General features: G+C 62.8%; 20 protein-coding genes. 10 read left to right on the top strand and 10 right to left on the bottom strand.

Annotated features, from left to right (window positions below; genetic code table 11):
• Positions 1 to 95: 95 nt before the first annotated feature.
• Together EN964_RS03300 and EN964_RS03295 are read right to left on the bottom strand one after the other, a co-directional pair.
• A complete protein-coding gene (locus tag EN964_RS03300; protein ID WP_127267009.1) occupies positions 96 to 575 on the bottom strand; it encodes a formate dehydrogenase subunit gamma in 480 nt (159 codons plus the stop codon).
• 176 nt (positions 576 to 751) lie between these two features.
• Complete coding sequence (locus EN964_RS03295; protein WP_127267008.1) at positions 752 to 1666, bottom strand: LysR family transcriptional regulator; 915 nt, start codon at positions 1664 to 1666, stop codon at positions 752 to 754.
• A 151-nt stretch (positions 1667 to 1817) separates the two neighbouring features.
• Here EN964_RS03295 and EN964_RS03290 point away from each other — a divergent pair, with 151 nt between their 5' ends.
• Entirely contained in the window at positions 1818 to 2459 is a 642-nt protein-coding gene (locus EN964_RS03290; RefSeq protein ID WP_127267007.1) for a DUF47 domain-containing protein, read from the top strand.
• A 3-nt stretch (positions 2460 to 2462) separates the two neighbouring features.
• Positions 2463 to 3467 carry an inorganic phosphate transporter gene (locus EN964_RS03285; protein ID WP_127267014.1) on the top strand — a complete coding sequence of 335 codons (1005 nt, stop codon included), beginning with the start codon at positions 2463 to 2465 and terminating at the stop codon, positions 3465 to 3467.
• Positions 3468 to 3478: 11 nt separating this feature from the next.
• Here EN964_RS03285 and EN964_RS03280 read toward each other — a convergent pair whose 3' ends face one another.
• Positions 3479 to 3856: a VOC family protein gene (locus EN964_RS03280; RefSeq protein ID WP_127267006.1), complete on the bottom strand. Its 378-nt coding sequence runs from the start codon at positions 3854 to 3856 to the stop codon at positions 3479 to 3481.
• Positions 3857 to 4125: 269 nt separating this feature from the next.
• On the opposite strand from EN964_RS03280, the gene EN964_RS03275 reads away from it, so the two are divergent.
• A complete protein-coding gene (locus EN964_RS03275; RefSeq protein ID WP_127267005.1) occupies positions 4126 to 5307 on the top strand; it encodes an Mrp/NBP35 family ATP-binding protein in 1182 nt (393 codons plus the stop codon).
• A 21-nt stretch (positions 5308 to 5328) separates the two neighbouring features.
• Here the strand turns inward: EN964_RS03275 and EN964_RS03270 are convergent, their stop codons facing one another.
• On the bottom strand, positions 5329 to 5781 hold the full coding sequence (locus EN964_RS03270) for a carbon monoxide dehydrogenase subunit G (protein ID WP_013528005.1): 453 nt from the start codon (positions 5779 to 5781) through the stop codon (positions 5329 to 5331).
• 146 nt (positions 5782 to 5927) lie between these two features.
• Between EN964_RS03270 and EN964_RS03265 the strand changes: the two genes are divergently transcribed.
• From EN964_RS03265 to EN964_RS03250, 4 genes are all read left to right on the top strand, one after another.
• Positions 5928 to 7733 carry an IlvD/Edd family dehydratase gene (locus EN964_RS03265; protein WP_023811496.1) on the top strand — a complete coding sequence of 602 codons (1806 nt, stop codon included), beginning with the start codon at positions 5928 to 5930 and terminating at the stop codon, positions 7731 to 7733.
• A 205-nt stretch (positions 7734 to 7938) separates the two neighbouring features.
• Entirely contained in the window at positions 7939 to 8757 is an 819-nt protein-coding gene (locus tag EN964_RS03260) for a chromate resistance protein ChrB domain-containing protein (protein ID WP_127267013.1), read from the top strand.
• A complete protein-coding gene (gene chrA / locus EN964_RS03255) occupies positions 8754 to 10142 on the top strand; it encodes a chromate efflux transporter (RefSeq protein WP_127273111.1) in 1389 nt (462 codons plus the stop codon). Before EN964_RS03260 ends, chrA begins: the two co-directional genes overlap by 4 nt.
• 64 nt (positions 10143 to 10206) lie before the next feature.
• The gene (locus EN964_RS03250) at positions 10207 to 10605 is read left to right on the top strand and encodes a hypothetical protein (RefSeq protein ID WP_127271376.1); all 399 of its coding nucleotides are present in this window, start codon (positions 10207 to 10209) and stop codon (positions 10603 to 10605) included.
• Between the two features lie 45 nt (positions 10606 to 10650).
• Here the strand turns inward: EN964_RS03250 and EN964_RS03245 are convergent, their stop codons facing one another.
• The 3 genes from EN964_RS03245 to EN964_RS03235 form a co-directional block, all read right to left on the bottom strand.
• Positions 10651 to 11880, bottom strand: a complete 1230-nt coding sequence (locus EN964_RS03245) for an aromatic ring-hydroxylating dioxygenase subunit alpha (protein WP_127271385.1) — start codon at positions 11878 to 11880, stop codon at positions 10651 to 10653.
• A gap of 173 nt (positions 11881 to 12053) precedes the next feature.
• Positions 12054 to 13643 carry a trimethylamine methyltransferase family protein gene (locus tag EN964_RS03240; protein ID WP_127271378.1) on the bottom strand — a complete coding sequence of 530 codons (1590 nt, stop codon included), beginning with the start codon at positions 13641 to 13643 and terminating at the stop codon, positions 12054 to 12056.
• A 189-nt stretch (positions 13644 to 13832) separates the two neighbouring features.
• Entirely contained in the window at positions 13833 to 15326 is a 1494-nt protein-coding gene (locus EN964_RS03235) for a PLP-dependent aminotransferase family protein (RefSeq protein ID WP_027039660.1), read from the bottom strand.
• Between the two features lie 351 nt (positions 15327 to 15677).
• Here EN964_RS03235 and pgi point away from each other — a divergent pair, with 351 nt between their 5' ends.
• On the top strand, positions 15678 to 17327 hold the full coding sequence (gene pgi / locus EN964_RS03230; protein ID WP_268931216.1) for a glucose-6-phosphate isomerase: 1650 nt from the start codon (positions 15678 to 15680) through the stop codon (positions 17325 to 17327).
• Positions 17328 to 17332: 5 nt separating this feature from the next.
• Positions 17333 to 18055 (top strand): HAD family hydrolase, encoded by a 723-nt coding sequence (locus EN964_RS03225; protein ID WP_127267316.1) that lies wholly within the window; start codon positions 17333 to 17335, stop codon positions 18053 to 18055.
• 115 nt (positions 18056 to 18170) lie between these two features.
• Here the strand turns inward: EN964_RS03225 and EN964_RS03220 are convergent, their stop codons facing one another.
• Positions 18171 to 18530, bottom strand: coding sequence for a helix-turn-helix domain-containing protein (locus EN964_RS03220; protein ID WP_127267317.1), 360 nt, complete (start codon positions 18528 to 18530; stop codon positions 18171 to 18173).
• A 114-nt stretch (positions 18531 to 18644) separates the two neighbouring features.
• Between EN964_RS03220 and EN964_RS03215 the strand changes: the two genes are divergently transcribed.
• A complete protein-coding gene (locus EN964_RS03215) occupies positions 18645 to 19523 on the top strand; it encodes an NAD(P)H-binding protein (RefSeq protein ID WP_127267318.1) in 879 nt (292 codons plus the stop codon).
• Between the two features lie 261 nt (positions 19524 to 19784).
• Here the strand turns inward: EN964_RS03215 and EN964_RS03210 are convergent, their stop codons facing one another.
• Positions 19785 to 20417, bottom strand: a complete 633-nt coding sequence (locus EN964_RS03210; protein WP_127267324.1) for a methyltransferase — start codon at positions 20415 to 20417, stop codon at positions 19785 to 19787.
• A gap of 77 nt (positions 20418 to 20494) precedes the next feature.
• A complete protein-coding gene (locus EN964_RS03205) occupies positions 20495 to 22498 on the bottom strand; it encodes a long-chain fatty acid--CoA ligase (RefSeq protein ID WP_127267319.1) in 2004 nt (667 codons plus the stop codon).
• Between the last annotated feature and the right edge of the window lie 108 nt (positions 22499 to 22606).

Genomic DNA, 22606 nt, shown 5'->3' with positions numbered 1-22606 from the left:
GCCGCGCTCGGCGAGTTCGCCGGCGATCGCCTTGGCGACCTTTTCGGCGCCAAGCGCCAGCGCACCGGAATCGCCGGGAATGTAGATGCGCGGGATCATGAGCGCACCTCTGCAACGATCTCGTCGAGCTTCTCGTCATTGAGCCGCCCGATCACCTCGCCATCCAGCATAGCGGCGGGCGAACAGGCGCACAGGCCGAGACAATAGACCGGCTCCAGCGTTACCGAACCGTCGCGGGTCGTCTCATGGAAGCCGATGCCCAGCAATTGCTTCAGCTTGGCGGCGATGGCGTCCGAACCCATCGACTGGCAGGATTCCGCCTGGCAGAGCTTCAGCACATGCCGGCCTGCCGGGTGGCTGCGGTAATCATGATAGAAGCTGACGACGCCGTGCACCTCGGCCCTGGAAATGTTCAGCGCCTCGGCGATGACCGGCAGCGCATCCTTGGGCACATGGCCGAACTCTTCCTGGATGCCGTGAAGGATCGGCAGCAACGGGCCTTCGAGGCCCTTCATCTCCTGGATGATCGCGACCGTGCGCGACGTGATCTCGGTACTTGCAGGCTGCATTGTCATGCAGCGCCCTCCCTATCGTAGCGACCCATACATATCGGCCAGAAGCATCAAGCTGTTTTGGAACAACGACATGCGCGTGCCGCTTTATCGCTAAGTGCTTAAGAAACCAGAGAAAACCTCTGAAATCAATAAAGCGGTTTCGTTGTACGATAGAAATTTTCTATCGTTCCGTTCGGCTAACTCTGTCTAGCGGAACGGTTTGCGTGGAAATCGTCCGCCAGCGCCATTGCCTCGTCCAGCAGCGCCGAGACCAAAGGTGTGTGCGGTTCGCGCGGTGTCGCCACCAGGCCGACCGTGTGGCTGGCATCCGGCTCGACAATCGGAATGGCCCGGATCGGCTCGGAAAAGCCGAATGTTTCCGCAAGGTTGAGCGGCATGATCGACGACCATTTGCCGGTGCGGATGTGCGAAAACAGCACGATCATCGAATTGGATTCCAGCGTCGGTCGCACCTGCACGCCGGCTTCGGCCAGATGCTGATCGATGATGCGACGGTTCTGCATGTCTGGCGTCAACAGGCACAGCGGCAGGCTTGAGAGCTCTGCCCATGTCACTTTGTCGCGGTCGGAATAGGGATTTCCCATCGCGGTGATCAGTTGGTAGCGCTCGTCATAGAGCGGCACGCTGGTCACCCGCCCCAGCGGCTCGTTGTCGAGATAGGTGATGCCGGCATCGATGTCGAAATTGCCGAGCAGCGACAGCACCTCGATCGAGGTCCGCGACAGCACCGAAAAGGTGACGCCTGGATGCTTTTCGCGAAACGGCGTCGTCAGCCGCGGCAGCATGGCGAGCGCCGTCGGAATGGCGGCGATGCGGATACGGCCCGAAAGTCCGTGGCGCGCCGCGCGCATTTCCTCGCGCATGGTCCTGGTGTCGCCGACGATGCGGCGTGCCCACACCAGCACCTGTTTTCCCTCCGGCGTCAGCCCCTGGAAGCGTGAGCCGCGCAGGACCAGCATGACGCCAAGCTGGCCCTCCAACTGCTTGATGCCGGCCGAGAGCGTCGGCTGGGTGACGCCGCATACCTCCGCCGCCCGGCCGAAATGCTCCTCCCTGGCGAGCGCGATGAAGAATTCCAGCTTGTCGATCATGCGATCTTTCCGGTGGTTCGCTGCAAGGTCGGGGAAATCGCGCCTCACCGCAAGCGCGATGCACAATTGCCCTGCATCCACACCTTTAAGCCGGCTACCTGTTTCCCGCGGCGCGATGCGGCGCTATGTGGATGAAACTGGGAGATCGACCATGCTGGGCTGGTTCCGCAAGCTTTTGCCGCGCGAAGATCGCTTCTTCGACCTGTTCGAACGACATTCGCGCACCGTGGTCGGCGGCGCCGAGGCGCTGGAGCAGCTTCTCCAGGGCAGGGATATCGACCTCTGGTGCCAGAAAATCGTCGATCTCGAAGATGAGGCCGACCACATCACCGCGGAAGTCCTGCTGGCGGTGCGGCGCTCCTTCATCACGCCTTTCGATCGCGGCGACATCAAGGACCTGATCCAGTCGATGGATGATGCCATCGACATGATGCACAAGACGGTCAAGACGGTGAAGCTGTTCGAGCGCAAGGAATTCGATCCGCTGATGCAGGAAATGGGTGGCGTCATCGTCGCCGCCGCCAAGCTGGTGGCCGAGGCGATCCCGCTGCTCAACAAGGTCGCGACGCACACGGTGCGCCTCAACGCCATCGCCGAAGAGGTGATGCGCGTCGAAAGCCGGGCCGACGACCTGCACGAGCAAGGGCTGAAGGATCTCTTCAGGAAGCACGGCAGCAGCGATCCGATGGCGTACATGATCGGCAGCGAGATTTATGGCCAACTGGAAAAAGTGGTCGACCGCTTCGAGGACGTCGCCAACGAGATCAGCGGCATCGTCATTGAGAATGTCTAGGTGATGGAAGCCACCATTGCCTTTCCCGTGCTGGTCGGCCTCGTCGGCGTCGCGCTGTTCTTCGACTTTCTCAACGGCTTGCACGATGCCGCCAACTCCATTGCCACCATCGTCTCCACCCGCGTGCTAAGGCCGCAATACGCGGTATTGTGGGCGGCTTTCTTCAACTTCATCGCCTTCATGTTCTTCGGCCTCCACGTCGCCGAGACAGTGGGCAAGGGTATCGTCGATGTCAGCATCGTCACCCCGGCGGTCATCTTCTCGGCGCTCGTCGGCGCCATAGTCTGGAACATCGTCACCTGGATCGCCGGCATCCCGTCGAGCAGCTCGCATGCGTTGATCGGCGGCCTGGTAGGTGCCGGTGTGGCAAAGGCAGGCGTGGGCGCCATCGTCTGGACAGGGCTTGGCAAGACGGTTGCGGCAATCGTCCTGTCGCCAGCGACCGGCTTTATCCTGGCGCTCATCCTGATTTTCGTCGTCTCGTGGCTCTTCGTGCGCCAGACGCCCTTTGCGGTCGACAGTACCTTCCGCGTCATGCAGTTCTTTTCCGCCTCGCTCTATTCGCTCGGGCACGGTGGCAATGACGCGCAGAAGACCATGGGCATCATTGCCGTGCTGCTCTATTCGCAAGGCATGCTCGGCGCGACTTTCCATGTACCGCTCTGGGTTGTCCTCACCTGTCAGGCGGCACTGGCGCTCGGCACCCTGTTCGGCGGCTGGCGCATCGTCCACACCATGGGCTCGAAGATCACGCGGCTGAACCCGATGCAGGGTTTTTGCGCCGAGACCGGCGGGGCGATCACCCTGTTTGCCGCGACCTGGCTCGGCATTCCCGTGTCGACCACGCACACCATCACTGGCGCCATCATCGGCGTCGGCGCCGCCCGCCGCGTCTCGGCCGTGCGCTGGGGCATTGCCGGCAACATCGTCATTGCCTGGATCGTCACCTTGCCGGCCACCGCTTTGATTTCGGCGCTCACCTACCTGGCGGTTGGCCTGGCGAGGTGACGTAAAGAAATCTACCTGTCCACAAGGTTCAGGATGTTGCCGTCCGGGTCCTTGAACCAGGCGACCTTCATTCCGTAACCGACGTGGAGATCGCCCTCCAGCGTCAAGCCCGGCATCTGATAGTGCTCGAAGGCGACGCCCTTCGTCTTCAGTTCCTTGACGATGTTGCCGATCTCGTCGCCAACCATCCAGGTTACCGCTGTCGCCTTGTTGGTTCCGGCAAATTGAGAATGATAGACGTTGAGGGTGGTATCGCCGCTTTTGTAGACGATCAGTTCGCCGCCCTCATCGTGCACCTGTTTCAGGCCAAGCGTTCCCTCATAGAAAGCCTTGGCTTTCGCGAGATCCTTCACCGCGAGATTGGCCGTTGCATTGCTGTTTGCGAGCATGATGGTCTCCTTTCCTGGTTGTCGACCCCGTGCTGGTCACCGAAATAGGTCGCCGCGATCGTTTGACGACTGTCGCTCGACCTGATTGTTGGCCGCATCGGCGCTCGATTATCTGGAAGACGTTTGGCGCGGATGAAATCCGACAGGACCCGCCGCTTTTCCAGGCACGCCAAGGCAGCCATTGCTCCACGGCTTGGTTCTGTCCGGAAACTGCATTATCTCAGGTGCAAGCTGCATCTCAGGCGCAAGCTGCGTAAGGAAAAACTGCCATGTCCGTCACCAAGGAAATCGTCACCGAGCGTCTGAAGACGGTCAACGGGCCGGATTTCACCGGCAACATCGTCGACCTCGGCATGGTTTCGGAGATTTTCATCGCCGACGGGAAGGTCTTCTTCTCGATTACCGTTCCCGCCGCTCGTGCCCAGGAAATGGAGCCGCTGCGCGCCGCCGCCGAGCGCGTCGTCAAGACAATCCCCGGGGTCGCCGGCGCGGTCGTCGCGCTGACGGCCGAGAAGAGGGGCGGCGGCATGGAGGCGCCGGTTCCGTCGCGCCCCGCACCCAGGCCCGTTCCGCCGGCTGCGCCCGCTGCCGCCGCGCCGCGTGCGGCTCCGCACGCGCCCGCCTCGCACAGTTCGGGCAAACGTGGCGTGCCCGGTATCGAGGCGATCATTGCCGTTGCTTCCGGCAAGGGCGGCGTCGGCAAGTCGACCACCGCCGTCAACATCGCGCTCGGCCTCGCCGCCAACGGCCTGCGCGTCGGCGTGCTGGATGCCGACATCTACGGACCGTCCATGCCCAGGCTGCTCAACATCCACGGCCGGCCGCAGACCGTCGACGGCAAGATCCTGAAACCGATGGAGAATTACGGCCTGAAGGTAATGTCCATGGGTTTCCTCGTCGACGAGGAAACGCCGATGATCTGGCGCGGCCCGATGGTGATGTCGGCGCTGACGCAGATGCTGCGCGAGGTCGAATGGGGCCGTCTCGACGTGCTCGTCGTCGACATGCCGCCCGGCACTGGCGACGCGCAGTTGACCATGGCCCAGCAGGTGCCGCTGGCTGGTGCTGTCATCGTCTCGACGCCACAGGACCTGGCCCTGATCGACGCGCGAAAAGGCCTCAACATGTTCAAGAAGGTCGACGTCCCGTTGCTCGGCATCGTCGAGAACATGAGCTATTTCATCGCCCCGGACACCGGCAAGCGCTACGACATCTTTGGCCATGGCGGCGCCCGCCGCGAGGCCGAGCGCCTCGGCGTCACCTTCCTCGGTGAGGTGCCGCTCGAAATGGGCATTCGCGAAAGCTCGGATGCCGGCACGCCGGTTGTCGTCTCCAAGCCCGATGGCCCCGAAGCGAAAATCTACCGCGACATCGCCTCGAAGGTCTGGGACCGGGTCAACGAAGAGCGTGGTGCGGCTGCTGCTGCCGTGCCGAGTATTGTGTTTGAATAGCAGGCGCCGCCGTGCTGCAGCCTAGGCCGCGCCGACCTTCTCGCCAAAGCTGGAAAAAAACTGTCCAGCCAGTTTCTTCGAGGTCGATTCGATCAGGCGGCTGCCAAGCTGTGCGATCTTGCCCCCGACATCGGCCTTGGCCGCGTAGTTCAATATCGTGGCGTCGGGTCCATCCGCCGTCAGCGTCACGTCGGCGCCCCCCTTGGCGAAGCCTGCAATGCCGCCCTTGCCTTCGCCCTGGATGGTGTAGGAGTGCGGCGGCTTCAGGTTCTTCAGCGTCACTTCGCCGTTGAACGTCGCCTTGATCGGTCCGATCTTCACCACCACGGTTGCCGCCATCTCGGTCGGCGACTTCATCTCCAGGCTCTGGCAGCCGGGAATGGTCGCCTTCAAGACCTCGGGATCGTTCAGCGCTTCCCACACTTTTTGCAGCGGTGCGGCAATGCGCTCCTCGCCTTCGATCACCAAAGCCATGAAAACCTCCCGGACAAGACTGCCCGAACCCGTAACGCACGGCTCGGTGCGTGTCTATCGCACCAAAGTCCGGTTGCGACCGCACGCCCTCTTGCCTGCTCCCGCGCGTTGCCATATCGATTTGTCTTACAAATACGGAGACCATGATGGCAGGCGCCCCCACCCATAAGAAAAAATTTCGCTCGCAGGAGTGGTTCGACAATCCCGACAATCCGGGCATGACGGCGCTCTATCTCGAACGCTATCTCAATTACGGCCTGACGCGCGCCGAACTGATGTCCGGCAAGCCGCTGATCGGCATCGCCCAGACCGGCTCGGATCTGTCGCCTTGCAACCGTCACCATATCGAACTCGCCAAGCGTGTGCGCGAAGGCATCGTCTCGATGGGCGGCATTCCCTTCGAGTTTCCTTGCCATCCGATCCAGGAGACCGGCAAGCGCCCGACCGCGGCACTTGACCGCAACCTTGCCTATCTCAGCCTTGTCGAGGTGCTCTACGGCTATCCGCTCGATGGCGTCGTGCTGACCATCGGTTGCGACAAGACGACACCGGCCCTGCTGATGGCGGCGGCCACCGTCAACATCCCGGCGATCGCCCTGTCGGTCGGCCCGATGCTCAATGGCTGGCACAAGGGCAAGCGCACCGGCTCCGGCACCATCGTCTGGGAATCACGCCAGCGCCTGTCGGCCGGCGAGATCGATTATGACGAGTTCATGGATATCGTCGCCTCGTCGGCGCCGTCCACCGGCTATTGCAACACCATGGGCACCGCCACCACGATGAACTCGCTGGCCGAGGCGCTTGGCATGCAGTTGCCGGGCTCGGCCGCCATTCCCGCGCCCTACCGCGAGCGCGGCCAGATTTCCTATGAGACCGGAAAACGCATCGTCGAGATGGTGCATGAGGATCTGAAGCCGTCCGACATCATGACGAGAGAGGCTTTCGAGAACGCCATCGTCGTCAATTCGGCCATTGGCGGCTCGACCAACGCGCCTATCCATCTCAACGCCATCGCCCGTCACCTTGGAGTCAAGCTCGACAATGACGACTGGCAGACGGTCGGCCTCAATGTGCCGCTGCTGGTCAATTTGCAGCCGACGGGCGAATATCTCGGCGAGGACTACCATCATGCCGGCGGCGTGCCGGCGGTCATCGCCGAACTGATGAAGGGCGGGCTGTTGCCGCATCCCGGCGCGCGCACCGTCAACGGCAAGTCGATCGGTGAGAACAGCGAGGGCGTTGCCAACGAAAATCCCGACGTCATCCGCTCTGTCGCCAAGCCGCTGAAGGCCAATGCCGGCTTCATCAATCTTCGGGGCAATCTGTTCGATTCGGCGATCATGAAGACCAGCGGCATCTCGCCGGAATTCCGCGAACGCTATCTCTCCAACCCCAAGGATCCCGAGGCTTTCGAAGGTAACGCCATGGTTTTCGACGGGCCGGAGGATTACCACGCCCGCATCGACGACCCGGCGCAAGGCATCGACGAACACACCATCCTGTTCATGCGCGGCGCTGGCCCGGTCGGCTATCCCGGCGGTGCCGAGGTCGTCAACATGCAGCCGCCGGCCTATCTCATCAAGAAGGGCATCCACGCGCTCGCTTGCATCGGTGACGGCCGCCAGTCGGGCACGTCGGGTTCGCCCTCGATCCTCAACGCCTCGCCGGAAGCGGCGATTGGCGGCGGACTGGCGCTGCTCAAGACGGGCGATCGTGTCCGCATCGACTTGCGCAAGGGTACGGCCGACATCCTCGTCACCGACGACGAGATCACCCGGCGCCGCGCCGAGTTGCAGAACAATGGCGGCTTCCACTATCCCAAGCACCAGACACCCTGGCAGGAGATCCAGCGCGGCATGGTCGCGCAGTTCTCGGAGGGGATGGTGCTGAAGCCGGCGGTGAAATACCAGGATGTCGCGCACACCAGCGGTGTCCCCAGAGACAATCATTGATACTGAATCGACGGATGGCGGCTTGATCAAATCAGGCCGCCATCGGTTTTCCGGTTATCCTGGCCGGGTAGGTCGAGAACGGTCACCGTCCTTGACAAGCGCGCCCAACAAATCCACCATCATGACAAGGGGTGCATCGCGACGACCCCGTGAGGCGTCAGCCCAACGTTCGCGTCCAAGCTTCTCTTTTCAGGAGGTGGACGCCATGCCGTCAACAACCGCTATCACCGTACCGCAATTGTCCCGGCTCATAGGTCTGCCGGGTGCACCTGTCATCATCGATGTTCGCATCGAAGAAGATTTCGAAGCCGATCCGCGCCTGTTGCCGGCCTCGTGCCGGCGCGATTTCAAAACCGTTTCGACCTGGGCGGCCGAGTTTGCCGACAAGCCGGTGGCCGTCGTCTGTCAGAAGGGGCAAAAGCTCTCGCAAGGCGTCGTCGCATGGATGCGCCATGAGGGGATATCAGCCGAATCCCTTGAAGGCGGCTTTGAGGCCTGGCGCGATGCCGGGGGGCTTCTGGTCCGCACCGCCAAGTTGCCGCCACGCAATGAAAAGGGCGCCACCGTCTGGGTGACGCGATCCCGCCCGAAGGTCGACCGCATCGCTTGCCCATGGCTGATCCGGCGTTTCCTCGACCCCGACGCGGTGTTCCTGTTTGTCGAACCCGCTGAAGTATTGGCTGTTGCCGACCGCTTTCAGGCCGTGCCGTTCGACATCGACAATGTGTTCTGGAGCCATCGCGGCGAACGCTGCACCTTCGACACGATGATCGAGGAGTTCGGGTTGGAATCCGGGGCGCTCGATCGCCTGGCGTTGATCGTGCGCGCGGCCGACACCGCAAGCCTCGACCTGGTGCCCCAGGCGGCCGGTTTTCTGGCTGCCTCGCTCGGTCTGTCGCGTATGTACCGCGACGATTTGGAACAACTGGAAGCAGGCATGCTGCTCTACGACGCGTTCTTCCGCTGGTGTCGCGACGCCACCGAAGAAACGCACAACTGGCCCGCTGCAGGTAAACCATCATGACCATTCTTGTCCCCGACAATAAGGCGGTGACCGTCGAGCCGCCGGCTGCGCCGACCTTCGCGGAAGCCACGAAGGTCTGGGCGAAAATCGGATTGCTCAGCTTTGGCGGTCCGGCCGGGCAGATCGCGCTGATGCACAAGGAACTGGTCGAGGAGCGGCGCTGGATCGGGGAACGGCGTTTCCTGCATGCGTTGAATTACTGCATGCTGCTGCCTGGCCCGGAAGCCCAGCAACTCGCCATCTACATCGGTTGGCTGCTGCACAGGACGGCCGGTGGCCTTGTTGCCGGCATCCTGTTCGTCGTGCCGGGCGCGCTCGTCATGCTCGCCTTGAGCAGCCTGTACGTCCTCTATGGCGACATGCCGCTCGTCGCGGCGCTGTTTTTCGGGGTGAAGGCGGCGGTGCTCGCCATTGTCATCGAGGCGGTGATCCGGATCGGGCGACGCGCCCTCAAGAACCGGGTCATGGTGTCGATCGCGGTCGCGGCGTTCATTGCCATCTATGCGTTGAATGTGCCGTTTCCGCTCATCGTCCTTCTCGCCGGCCTGACGGGATGGCTGGGGGACCGCGTTGCTCCCGGCCTGTTTTCCGGCTCGGCCCATGGCAAAGACGGTGTTGCCGACTCCAAGGGAGCGGTCGACCTGATGTTCGAGCGTGGCGAACTGGCCCATGTCAAACCTACCAAATGGCACGCGCCGCGCACCCTCGCCATCTGGCTGCCGATCTGGCTCGGGCCTGTTCTTTTGATCTGGTGGTTCACCGGCTCCGCAAGCGTCTGGACCGAGATAGGCCGGTTCTTCAGCCTGATGGCTGTCGTCACCTTCGGTGGCGCCTACGCGGTGCTCGCCTATGTCGCGCAGGCAGCCGTCCAGTCCTTCGGCTGGCTGGCGCCGGGTGAAATGGTGGACGGTCTTGGACTTGCAGAAACGACGCCAGGACCGCTCATCCTGGTGCTGCAGTTCGTCGGCTTCATCGCCGCGTTCCGCCATTCCGGCTCGCTCGACCCGTTGCTTGCCGGATCGCTGGGGGCGCTGCTCACCTTGTGGGTGACGTTCACGCCCTGCTTTTTCTGGATATTCCTCGGGGCGCCCTACATCGAGGCCTTGCGCGGCAACAAGGCATTGTCGGCCGCACTGGGCGCGATCACCGCCGCAATTGTCGGGGTGATCATGAATCTGGCCCTATGGTTTGCTTTGCATGTCATCTTCCGTGAGGTGCACGCGACGGGGCTTGGCATGAACGTGCCGGTGCTTTCGTCCATCGACTGGCGTGCGGCCTTGCTATCCGTGGCCGCGATGGTCGCCATCCTGAAGCTGAAAGTCGGCATGCTGCCGACACTCGCGCTATCCGCCCTTGCAGGGGTCTTGCTGGCGGCGGCTGGTTAGACAGCACCGCCTTTGTAATCCGCTTGCCCACCACCTAAGTGGGCTGGAAACGGAAGGAAACATCATGGCCGGACGGCGCTCTTCCCTCGGCTTCCTCGGAATGTTCGGCCGTTCGGGCGACTTGAGGCAGCTCGACGATGCATTGCGCGGCGCCGATCTGCATCCAGCCCTTGTGCCGGAGGGCGTGAAGCTTACCATCGTCAACCTGATGAAGGATCGCTGGCCCGACGAGCCGCCGCCGGGCACCTATGCGTCGGTGGCACAATTATGCAGCTATTGCATCGCGGGTCCGGAAACCTTCGAGCAAGCCAATGGCCATGATCGGACGCTGGAAGCCGAGCGTCGCATCGAGGCGGCGCTTGAAACCGGCGACAGCCTCGACGCGCAGATCGTGCTGATGACGCTGCATGCCAAGCTCATCAACGCTGAAGTCGTCGACCGATACGGGCTCAGCGCGGAATGACGCGAAAGGCAAGATCTGCTTGATCCCCCGCGGCAGCCGAGCCGATCAGGCCCGGCTGATCTCCTCGAGATACCAGCCGATGTAGCGCAGTTCGTTGTATTCCATCGGCGCGATCGGTCCGGGCACGAAATAGTGCGAGCGCACGCCGCGCGCGGTGTGCTCGATGATCTTCTTGTCCTCTTCGGTGGTGACCTTCCACAGCCAGGTCAGCTTCTCCAGATCGTAGTCCTGGCCCTCGACCGCGTCGCCGCGCACCAGCCAGATCAGCTCCATCTCACAGGTACCAGCTGTTTTCGGGATGAAACGATAGATCATGCCGTGATCGGGATAACAGACGAGAAAGGTCGTACCGCCAAGATGGATCGATGTCACGCCACCATCATAGTCGGTGAAACGGCCCATCAGCGGCGCGACCGGCGAGCCGTCCTTGCTGCCGCTGGAAACGCCGTCATAGAGCGCATAGCGGAAAGTGTGGATCGCCTCCTGTCCGGCGGCCGAGTTCTGCCAGCGGTTGGCGCTGCCGATCTCGATGCCGAGCGCGCAGGTGCGTTGCTCCATCGCGGCATTGAGCTGCTCGATCATCTCGGCCGGTTTTTCCAGCGCATGCGTCTGCGAATATTCCGGATGCGCCGGCCCGCAATGGTAACATTCGACATAGTTCTCGACGGCGAGCTTCCAGTTGGCGTCGAGCGGATAGGACTGACGATACGCCACCTTGGCGTCGCCCCAGCCATATTGGCCGCAGCTCGTGCGCAGCGACTGTTCGATCGGATCGAAATCGAGCGGCGTCTCGGCGAAGGAAATGAAGACCAGCCCGGAAGCGACGCGGACATGAAGCTTCTTCAGCCCGTGCGCCGAGCGGTCGAAATCCTTTGGCATCAGGCGCGCGGCACGCAAGGATCCGTCATTGGAATAGGCCCATGCGTGGTAGGGGCACACGAACATCTTCGCATTGCCCTTCTCCTTGGTGCAGACCTCGGCACCACGGTGGCGGCAGACATTGAGCATGGCATGCACGGTGCCATCCATGCCGCGTGTCAGGATGACCGCCTCGTCGCCCAGCTTGAACAGCTCGAAATCGCCGGGGTTCGGGATAACGCTGGCATGCGCCAGGCAATGCCAGTGGCGGCGAAAGACACGTTCCATGTCGCGCTCGAAGATCGCCGGATCATGATAGAAGGCACGCACCAGGCCGTGACCTGGCCGATGAGATGCCACCAGCCGATCGATCGCGTCGCCGTCGGTGGGTGCTTGCTGGATAGGATGCACACTCATTTGTCGTTCTGCCCGATGGTTGGTCCCGGAGCAATTCCAGGAAAAGTGTGAAGCGGTTTTCTGTTCGGAATTGCGTCAAACGAAGAGCGCAATTCCAGGAAAAGTGTGAAGCGGTTTTCCGTTCTGAATTGGTTCCGGGTGGTGGCTGTATGGCTGCACGAACTCGTCTCCGGTCAGGCGCCCATTTGCGTGCGCGGCAGGTGGATCAGGTTGCCGAAGCGGGCACGCAATCTGTCGTCGACCTGTTTTGGCACGTGGCGCGGAAATCGCTCGGCAAGAATGCGTTTCTTCTCGGTGATCGCACGCAGCAATATATCAGGCCGGCCTTTTTCGTTCCATTCCTTCGGCGAGGAACGATCGCCGAGGGCGGGATAGAAGTGCTCGGTCTGCATCAGCTTGAGCGTTTGTTCGTTGTCGAGATAGTGGCCCGGACCCTTGAGGCAGACCTCGGCGATGCTGTCGATCGACAGGGCCTCGTCAGTCACGTCGATGCCACGCGCGCAGCCCAGGCAATGACCGAGCATGTCGTTGTCGATGACCAGGCTTTCCAGGCAGAAGCCGAGCAGCGAGGCATGCATGCCGGCCGCCTCGTAGACGAGGTTGAGGCCGGAGAGGCCGGCCATCACATTGGTGATGCCCTTTTCGTAGCCGGACTGAATATCGGGCAATTTCGAATCCGTCATGCCGGCGGCGGAGCCACCGGGCAGGTCGTAGAATTGCGCCATCTGGGCACAGGCCGCCGTTGCTACCGACTGCTCGGCCGACCCGCCCGCCATGGCGCCGGTGCGCAGGTCCGACATGAACGGCCATGCGCCGAAGATCGCCGGATGGCCGGGCTTGAGCGCGTTGACATAGACCAGGCCGGCCAGCACTTCGGCCACTGCTTGCACGACGGCGCCGGCCATCGCCGCGGGTGCCGTGGTGCCGGACTGGCCGGTCGACAGCAGCAGGATCGGGATGCCGCCTTCGACGCAGGCCTCAAGCACGCCGCAGGCATCCTCGGCGAACTTCATTGGCGGCACGACGAATGAGTTGGAGTTGGAAACGAACGGCCGGGCACGGAAATTCTCCTCGCCGCCGGCGATGGCGTACAGCATTTCAAGCGCAGGCTTCACGTTCTCACGCACGGTGAAGGATGTTCCGACGTGCTTCGATGTTCCCATCACACAGGCATAAAGCGTGTTGAAATCCATCTCGAGCGGATCGGCGATGTCGCGCGCCACCATCGGCCGCTGGAAGAAATGGATGTTGTCCAGCCCGTCGACGATGCGGGCGGCATCATAAATATCCTGCAGCTTGGACTCGCGGTACTCGCGCTTCTCCAGATCCACTAGGTGCACGGCGATGCCTGCCGTGCCGTAGTGCACGCGCTTGCCCTGGACCACCATGTCGTGCCTGGGGTCCTGGCCATGAAGCGTGAAATGTCGTGCCGCTCGCTTGATGGTGTCGAGCACGAGCGCGCGCGGAAAGCGGACCCGGCCATCGTCGCCGTGGACCGCCCCCACCTTGGTCAGCACCTTTATGCAGGAAGGAATGGCGTTGGCGAAACCCACTGTCTCCAAAAGCGTCAGCACGCCCTCGTGGATACGCTCGCGGTCATCCCCGCGCAGCGGCCCGTAGCCGCCGCCCTCGATGGCCTTGTGCTGTGGTCTGGTATCCTCCACCAGGGGAGATGATCGCATGGCATGTCCTGTTTCGCGAAGACCGGAGCGCTGCGGACGACGGTTCGCCGGCGTGTCCTGCTGTTCGACAGCCACTGGCATGGAAGCACTCCACCTTCGTCGGCAGGAACTCGTGGCGGTTGATCCACCATCGGCCTGCTTCTTCCCCTGACGCCGACTATGCCGCTGGCACTGGCCCATCCTATGGGCCAGCTGGCCCAGTTCCATGTGCCAGAGCTAAAATACCGGAGCCGCTGCGAACGGCTCCGGTCACGAGAGATCGACGATGGATCAGGCGGCCGCGGGTCTGCGTCCGGCGGCCGTGGCCAGTTCGCGAATGCCTGGCTCGATGTGCTGCAGTGCGATCGACGAGATGCCCAGCCGCATGAAACGCGAAGGCTTTTCAGTGCGATCGAAGAAACGGTCGCCTGGCTCGATGATGACGCTGCGCGAGGCGGCTGCCTCGGCCAGCCCGCGCGAATCGGTGCCGCGCGGCCCTTCGAGCCACAGCGACGTGCCGCCGGCCGAATCGGTCGAACGCCATTCCGGCAGGAAGGCGGAAATCGCATGGACCAGCCGCTTGCGCCGCTCGTCGAAGGCTGAAGACAGCCGCCGCACCAGCGCCTCGTGGTGGCCGAGCGACAGGAATAGCGCTACGGCGCGCTGATTGTTGGCCGGCGGGTGACGCAGCATGAAGCGGCGCAGCGCCCTGAGCTCCGCGATCAGTCCGGCGGACGCCACGATGTAGCCGAGCCGCAGGCCCGGAGCCAGCGTCTTGGACATCGAGCCGACATAGACGACGCGGCCGGAGCGATCGAGGCTCTTCAGCGCTTGCTGCGGTGCCTCGTCGAGAAGCTGGCTGTCATAGCCGTCCTCGATGATGATCTGGTTGTAGCGGTTGGCGCGCGCCAGAAGATCCTGCCGCCGCTCCGCCGACAACGGCACCATGGTCGGGCAATGATGGCTTGGCGTGACGAAGACGAACCCGGAATCGTTGGCAATAGAAGTAGTTACGATGCCGGACTGGTCGACCGGCACCGGCTGTATCTCAGCGCCCGCAAGGCGGAAGATCGAGCGGGCGTCGGGATAGCCTGGGTCTTCCATCGCCACCTTGGAGCCTTTGGACATCAGCAGCGTCGCCAGCATGTAGAGCGCGTTCTGAGCGCCCAGCGTGACGATGATCTCGTCCGGATTGGCGAAGATGCCGCGCCGGGGCAGGAGCCGCGCCTGGATCTGCTCGATCAGCAGCGGATCGTCACGGTCGACCATGTCGGACGCCCAGTTACGGATTTCCAGCACGGCAAGCGCCATGCGGTTGCACTCGCGCCACTCGGCGGTCGGGAACAGCGCCGGGTCGAACTGCCCGTAGACGAAGGGATAGGACGACTTGATCCAGTTCTCGTGCTTGGCCGGCGGCGGCATGTCGCTGGCGGCGATCTTGCGGCGTGCCTTCCAGTCGATCTCGTTGGCCTGGTCGGGCGCCTTCTGGTGCGGCTTGGCCGGTGTCGCCAGCACATCGGGATTGACGAAATGTCCACGCCGCTCGCGCGCCACCAGGAAACCCTGGTCGACGAGCTGCTGGAACGCCAGCACCACGGTTCCGCGAGCCACGCCAAGTTTTTCGGCCAGGATCCGGCAGGAAGGAAGCGGCATCGAAGCGGCGATCTGGCGGTCGAGAATGGCGGCTACGATGGCTTGGCGGATCTGCGCCTGCAGGGTTTGGCCGGATTCAGCCGAAATCCGGAACAGGCCGGACCATATCGCCGTGTCGTTTCGCTGTGGCATGGGAGATTTCCTCGATGGCCAGCCTTTTTCGCTTGGCTGGACCAGCCGAACGTAACCGTGGCACAAGGGGTTGCGCCAATCAATTTTTCTGATCGTTGGGATTTATGCCAGTGATCCTTCACGTCCTTTTGATGCCGCGTTGCGCCATCCTGGGGTGACGCGGCGCCTCATCCCGGCGATGACACCGTACGTGACGTCTGCGTCATCGCCGCGTGACGTCTGCGTCATCGCTGGGGTGACGGTGTGCGTCATCGCTGCGCATTGAAACGGGTGGAGTTCGGCCCGATAGATTGTCGCGACGACACGCGCCGGAAACATCCGGTCCGTAATGATGGCTCGAGGTCTCGGAGTTTGGCAGTGGATCAATCGTCCTTTCAAAAACAGCTCGCCGCCTTGCGTGACCACCGCGCGGCGGCGCCCGCCAGCATGCGCCAGGCCTTCGCCGCCGATCCCAAGCGGTTCGTGGAATTCTCCGTCACCGACGGCGATCTGCTGCTCGACTGGTCGAAATGCGCGGTCGACGCGACCACCATGGAGCTGCTGGAAAAGCTCGCCCAGGCCGCCGATCTCGAAGGCCGCCGCGCCGCTATGTTCGCCGGCAAGAAGATCAACGTCACCGAGGACCGTGCCGTGCTGCACACGGCGCTGCGCAACCTGACCGGCAAGGGCGTCACCGTCGATGGCCAGGACGTCAAGGCTGACGTCATCGCCGTGCTCGACGCCATGGGCGCCTTTGCCGATGCCGTGCGCTCGGGCAAGGCGGCCGGCGCCACCGGCAAGAAGATCACCGACATCGTCAACATCGGCATCGGCGGTTCCGATCTCGGCCCGGCCATGGCGACGCTGGCGCTGGCGCCCTATCATGACGGGCCGCGCGCCCACTACGTCTCCAACATCGATGGCGCCCATATCCACGACACGCTGAAGGGCCTCTCCGCCGAAACCACGCTTTTCATCATCGCTTCCAAGACCTTCACCACCGTCGAAACGATGACCAATGCCGAAACCGCTCGGAAATGGGTGCAAGAAGCACTGGGTAAGGAAGCGGTCGGCAAGCATTTCGCCGCCGTCTCCACCGCGCTCGACCTGGTGGCCCGGTTCGGCATCGCGCCGGATCGCGTCTTCGGCTTCTGGGATTGGGTCGGCGGCCGCTATTCGCTGTGGGGCGCCATCGGCCTGCCGGTGATGATTGCTGTCGGTCCGCGGAATTTTCGCGCCTTCCTCGATGGCGCGCACGAGATGGACGAGCATTTCCGCACCGCGCCGGTGCAGGAGAACCTGCCGGCGCTGCTTGGACTGGTTGGCTGGTGGCATCGCGTCATCTGCGGCTACCCGGCGCGCGCCGTCATCCCGTATGACCAGCGCCTGTCCAGGCTGCCGGCCTATCTGCAGCAGCTCGACATGGAATCGAACGGCAAGAGCGTCACCCTCGAAGGCACAGAGGTGACGACGCCGACCGGACCGCTGGTCTGGGGCGAGCCCGGCACCAACGGCCAGCATGCCTTCTTCCAGCTGCTGCACCAGGGCACCGATTTCATCCCGGTCGAGTTCCTCGCCGCGGCGGTCGGCCACGAGCCGGAACTCAAACATCAGCACGATCTGCTGCTCGCCAACTGCCTGGCGCAGTCGGAAGCGCTGATGAAGGGCCGCACGCTGGACGAAGCCCGCGCCCAGATGCTGGCCAAGGGCATGAAGCCGGCCGAGGTCGACAAGATAGCGCCGCACCGCGTCTTCTCGGGCAACCGGCCCTCGCTGACCATCCTCTACCGCAAACTCGACCCACGCACCTTCGGCCGGCTGATCGCGCTCTACGAGCACCGCGTCTTCGTCGAGGGCACGCTGTTCGACATCAACTCCTTCGACCAGTGGGGCGTCGAGCTCGGCAAGGAACTGGCCACCGGCCTTCTGCCTGTCGTGGAGGGCAAGGAAAGTGCCGCCAAGCGGGATGCATCGACCGCTGGCCTTGTGGGATTCATCCACCATTTGCGTGGCTCGGAGTGAAAAGTTTGGCAGACATCAAGGGAATATTGTTCGACAAGGACGGCACGCTTGTCGACTTCAACGCCACCTGGCTCGGCGTTGCCGACTTCATGGCCATGGATGCGTCCGAGGGCGATCGCTGGAAAGCCGACAGGCTGCTGGCCGCCGCCGGCTTCGATTTCGCCAACAAACGCTTCAAGCCCGACTCGATCTTTGCGTCCGGCACCAATCTCGACGTCGTCGAATTGTGGTTTCCGCGCCTGTCCAACGAGGACCAGATGCTTGCGGTTGCCCGCTTCAACGAGATCACCTCTGTGCAGGGCTCGGCGATGGCCGTGGCGCTGCCGGGCATCGTCGACACGTTGACGGCCTTGCACAGGAAATCCTACCGGCTTGGCGTCGCCACCAATGATTCGACCAGCGGAGCGGAAAAGACGCTGGTGACGCTCGGCGTCGCCCAATTGTTCGACGCGGCCTATGGCTACGACGCGGTGGCCAATCCGAAGCCGGCGCCCGACACCATCCTGGCTTTCAGCGACCTCACCGGCCTCAGGCCGGCGGAGATCGCCATGGTCGGCGACAACAGGCACGACCTCGAAATGGCGCGTGCCGGCGGCTGCGGGCTGGCAGTCGGCGTGCTCTCCGGCACCGGCACCCGCGAATCGCTGGCCGGCATTGCCGATGTGGTCCTGGATTCGGTCGCCGACCTGCCGGATTTTCTCTCGGCGCGGGTCAAGGAGACGATCTGACGGCGGAGGCCGGGCAAATCAACTTGGGCTTTCCCGCCCACGGCTGAGATTGGTGGAAAGGAGACGGGCTGTTCCCTCAAAGGCGGACCTTGGTCCACCGCCAGATTTGGGACCGCTACGCACCTGCAGAAGGGCGCGATCGATTTTGCACGATCAGGGCTACCTCGGACGTATGATGAGTTCCCCATTCGCACAAGGGCGCGAGTACTCCGGCCAGGCTTTGACCAAAGTCGGTTAGTTCATACTCGACGTGCGGCGGCACCGTCTGAAAGTCAATGCGACGAATAACGCCATCATCCGTCAGTTCTTTCAGGTGCTGGATCAGCATTTTCTCGCTCACGTTGGTAACGAGCCTGCGGAGTTGACCGGTGCGTTTGGGCCCGCTGGCCAGATGATAGACGACAAGCGGCTTCCACTTGCCTCCAAGGATGGCAAGAACCGCTTCCAGGCCGCATTGGAAATTTGTCTCGGTCACGTCGATCTCCGAATTTTGGCACTTACCAAATAGTCGGTACTGGTTTGCAGGTCTGTTCTGACTTACCTGGATCGGACGACGGTGTCGATGTGCAAAAGCCCAAAGGAAATCACCATGGCCAAGATCCTCGTAACCGGCGCAACCGGCAATATCGGCCGAAAAACTCTCCAACATCTCCTGAAGCGGTTGCCCGCCAGCGATCTCGTCGGCCTGGCCCGCGATCCCGCCAAGGCGGCCGATCTGGCGGCCGATAGGATTGAGATCCGCCAAGGCGACTATCTCGACTATGACGGACTGGTGCGCGCGTTCGAGGGCATTGATAAGCTAATGCTCGTATCCGCCACGGCCTTTACCGATCGCAATACCCAGCACCAAAATGCCATTAGCGCAGCTCGGCAGGCGGGCGTTAAGCGCATCGTCTATATGCCGATCATCCACGAAGCAGGATCCGCCTTCACCTTGTCGGATATCACCGAGCAGGATCTGTTCGTCGAGGAAAAACTGAAGGCGTCCGGCCTAGCCTACACGCTCGTCCGTCATCCGCCCTTTATCGAGAGCATCCCATTCTACATCGGCGGAAACGCCCTGGAGACCGGGGTTCACGTGCCGGCTGGTGCGGGCAAGGCGGGCTATGCCAGCCGTGACGACCTAGCAGAGGCGCATGCCATTGTGCTGAGCCAAGACGGCCATGAATACAAGACATACTCGCTGTATGGCGATCCCGCCGTGTCCTTCGCGGATGTCGCACAGATCCTGTCGGATGTCAGCGGCAAGCGAGTGCCGTTTGTTTCCGGCTCGGATCACGATTACATCGCCCACTTAGTGGCGGCGGGTCTGCCCGAGCAGGCCGCCCGCTTCGCGCTTGTGTGGGTGCAAGGCATCAACGCCGGAGAATGGGGCGGCACGGCGGGGGATCTCGAGAAACTCTTGGGCCGCAAGCCGATGACAGCGGCCGAGTTCTTGCGGGCCAACCATGCGGCACTCCAAGCTTGAGACGGGGACCTTGAAGAACTGAGCGTTAGACAACGCAACATCGACATTGCCGGGGTGATGGCAGCAACGCGCCATCCCGCCGTTTTGCGACTCGCCGAGCCACCCTACGACGCCCGAATAACGCGCCTTGGATCATACCCCAATTTTGCGCCGCCGAATGTCAGCTCTGTATGGCTGCCTTCTGGCAGTCGTACTCACCTGACAAAGGTCCGGAACGAGGTCGAACCCGGCCATTCCGAGTGACTGGGATTGATCTCAGCGTCAGCGCTCTTCCGCCTCAAACGAAAAGACACCGCTCGGCTTGGTCGCAGCACCCTTCGCGTCGCCGAAATCCGGCACCTGGTATTCGGCGAGCAACCGCAGTCGGGACAGCGGCAGATCGTTGCGACGGGGATCGCCGACCAGCACGTCGATGCCGGCTGCCAGGCAGCGATCGAGGAACGGGGTGATGCGTAAAGCAACGTCGCACCCGTAGAAAACATCGCCTGCGAGCACGAGGTCAACTGCCGGCGGCGGGCCGGCGGTGATGTCTTCGCCTATTATTGTGATGGCAACGCCGTTGGCGACCGCGTTGAGCTCAAGAGCGGCAACGCCGTTGCGGTCGATCTCGGCGGCGATCACTTCGCGTGCCCCAGCCTTAGCTGCGGCGATGCCGACAAGGCCGGAGCCGGCACCAAGGTCGAGCACGCGGCGTCCCGCCACGGTTGTTGGATGGTCAAGGACATAGCGTGCGAGCACGGTGCCGCCGGCCCATGCATAGGCCCAGTAGGGCGGTTGTGGCTCCGGCGCGTCTTCCGCATCGTCTTCGGGCTCGACGAGCCGCCTCAATCCGCTGCCGGGGTGAGCTGTATAAAACTGGATTTCTGGAAGCGCAGGCACGGGGACAAGGCGCATGTTCGCCTTGATGAAGGTTGCCGGGTCGAGGCGTGAGCATCGATCCAGAGCATCGTTGTCGGCAAGATCGCCGTCCACTATTCGCGCAGTGCTCGCCGCAGGATCTTGCCGACCGGCGTCTTCGGCAGCTCGGTCCTGAATTCTATGTATTTGGGCCGCTTGTAGCCGGTCAGGTTCTCGCGGCAGAAGGCGGTGAGCGTCTCTGCGGTCAGCGCCGGATCCTTCTTGACCACGAACAGTTTCGGCACCTCGCCCGAATGCTCGTCCGGCACGCCGACCGCCGCCACTTCGAGCACGCCCGGATGCATGGCCACGACTTCCTCGAGCTCGTTCGGATAGACATTGAAGCCCGAAACCAGGATCATGTCCTTCTTGCGGTCGACGATCTTGGTGTAGCCGCGCTCGTCCATGAAGCCCATGTCGCCGGATTTGAAGTAGCCATCCTTGGTCATCACCTTGGCGGTCTCATCGGGCCGGTTCCAGTAGCCCGCCATCACCTGCGGTCCTCGGATGCAGACCTCGCCGACCTCGCCGAGCGGCAAATTGTTGCCGTCGTCGTCGCGGATGGCGATCTCGGTCGAGGGCAGCGGCAGGCCGATGGTGCCGGTGAAGTCGCCGGCGGTGAACTTGTTGGCGGTGGCGACCGGCGAGGTTTCCGAGAGGCCGTAGCCTTCGGTGACCGAACAACCGGTCAGCGTCTTCCAGCGTTCGGCGACGCCCTTCTGCACCGCCATGCCGCCGCCCAACGTCAGCACCAGCGGCTTGAAGTCGAGCTTGCGGAAATCCTCATTGTTGAGCAGCGCGTTGAACAGCGTGTTGAGGCCGGGAAAGATGTGCACCGGATACTTCTGCAGTTCCTTGACGAAGCCGGGAATGTCGCGCGGATTGGGAATGAGCACATTGCGGGCGCCTTGCTGCATGCCCATCAGTGCGTTCACGGTCAGCGCGAAAATATGATAGAGCGGCAGCGCGCAGATAAAGTTGGGGTGCGCCGGTTTCGGCTTGATCGTGTAGGCGTCCTCCATCCACTGCGCGTTCTGCGCGACGTTGGCGAGCACGTTTCTGTGCAGCAGTGTGGCGCCCTTCGACACGCCCGTGGTGCCGCCCGTATATTGCAGGAAGGCGACATCGTCTGCTTCCACCTTGGCCGGCTTGAAGCCCATGCCGGCGCCGGCCTTCATGGCGGCATTGAACTTGACATGGCCGGGCAAGGACCATGCCGGCACCATCTTCTTCACGCGGCGCACGACGAAATTGACGATGGTGCCCTTCAGGCCGCCGAGCATGTCGCCCATCGCGGCGACCACCACATGCTTGACCGCCGTCCTCGCGATCACCGCCTGCAAGGTGTTGGCGAAGTTTTCCAGGATGACGATGGCTTGCGCACCGGAATCCTTCAACTGGTGTTCGAGCTCGCGCGGCGTGTAGAGCGGATTGATATTCACCACGACATAGCCGGCGCGCAAGATCGCCATCATCGCCACCGGGTATTGCAGCACGTTCGGCATCATCAGCGCGACGCGCGCGCCTTTCTGCAGGCCCTTCGATTGCAGGTAGGCGCCGAAGGCCGCCGACAGCCGCTCGACATCGGTGTAGCTGATGGACTTGTCCATGCAGGTGAAGGCCGGCTGCGCGGAAAACTGCTTGCAGGCGCCGACGAGGAAATCGCCGATCGAGCTGTAGGGCAGGGCGCCGATCTCCGCCTGCACGTTTTTCGGATAGCTCTTGAGCCACGGCTTTTCCGGCAAGCCGGCGGCCAGCGCCGTCAATGCTTTCGGCAATCGGTTGGCGGTGGCGGCGGCCGGCCTTGCCGCCGGTGGGGCCTTCACCGCCGCCGCAGCCTTCGACGCCGGCCTGACAGCAGGCTTTGCCGCACCCGCTTTACTCCCCGGCGCCGTCTTTCCGGCCGCGGCCTTGGCCGGGGCTTTCACCGCCGGCTTTGTGCTTGCCCTTACGGGCGCCGCGGCCGCCTTCGGCGTGGCGACTTTGGCAATGGGTGCTTTCGGCTTGGCAGTACCGGCTGCTTTCGACGGCGCCTTGGCTCCCGCTTTCACCGTCGTCGTCCTTGATGCTTTTGCCACCCGTTCCTCCCTGGACAAGTTTGTTCATTCGCGCCGCGCTCGCCCCTGAATTGACCTCGCCTCTGAATTGACAAGGGCGCCCTCCGCTGCGGCCGTTATACCCTATGT

This window comes from Mesorhizobium sp. M7A.F.Ca.CA.001.10.2.1, assembly GCF_003998575.1.
GTDB lineage: Bacteria > Pseudomonadota > Alphaproteobacteria > Rhizobiales > Rhizobiaceae > Mesorhizobium.
This window is presented reverse-complemented; position numbering and strand designations above follow the sequence as displayed.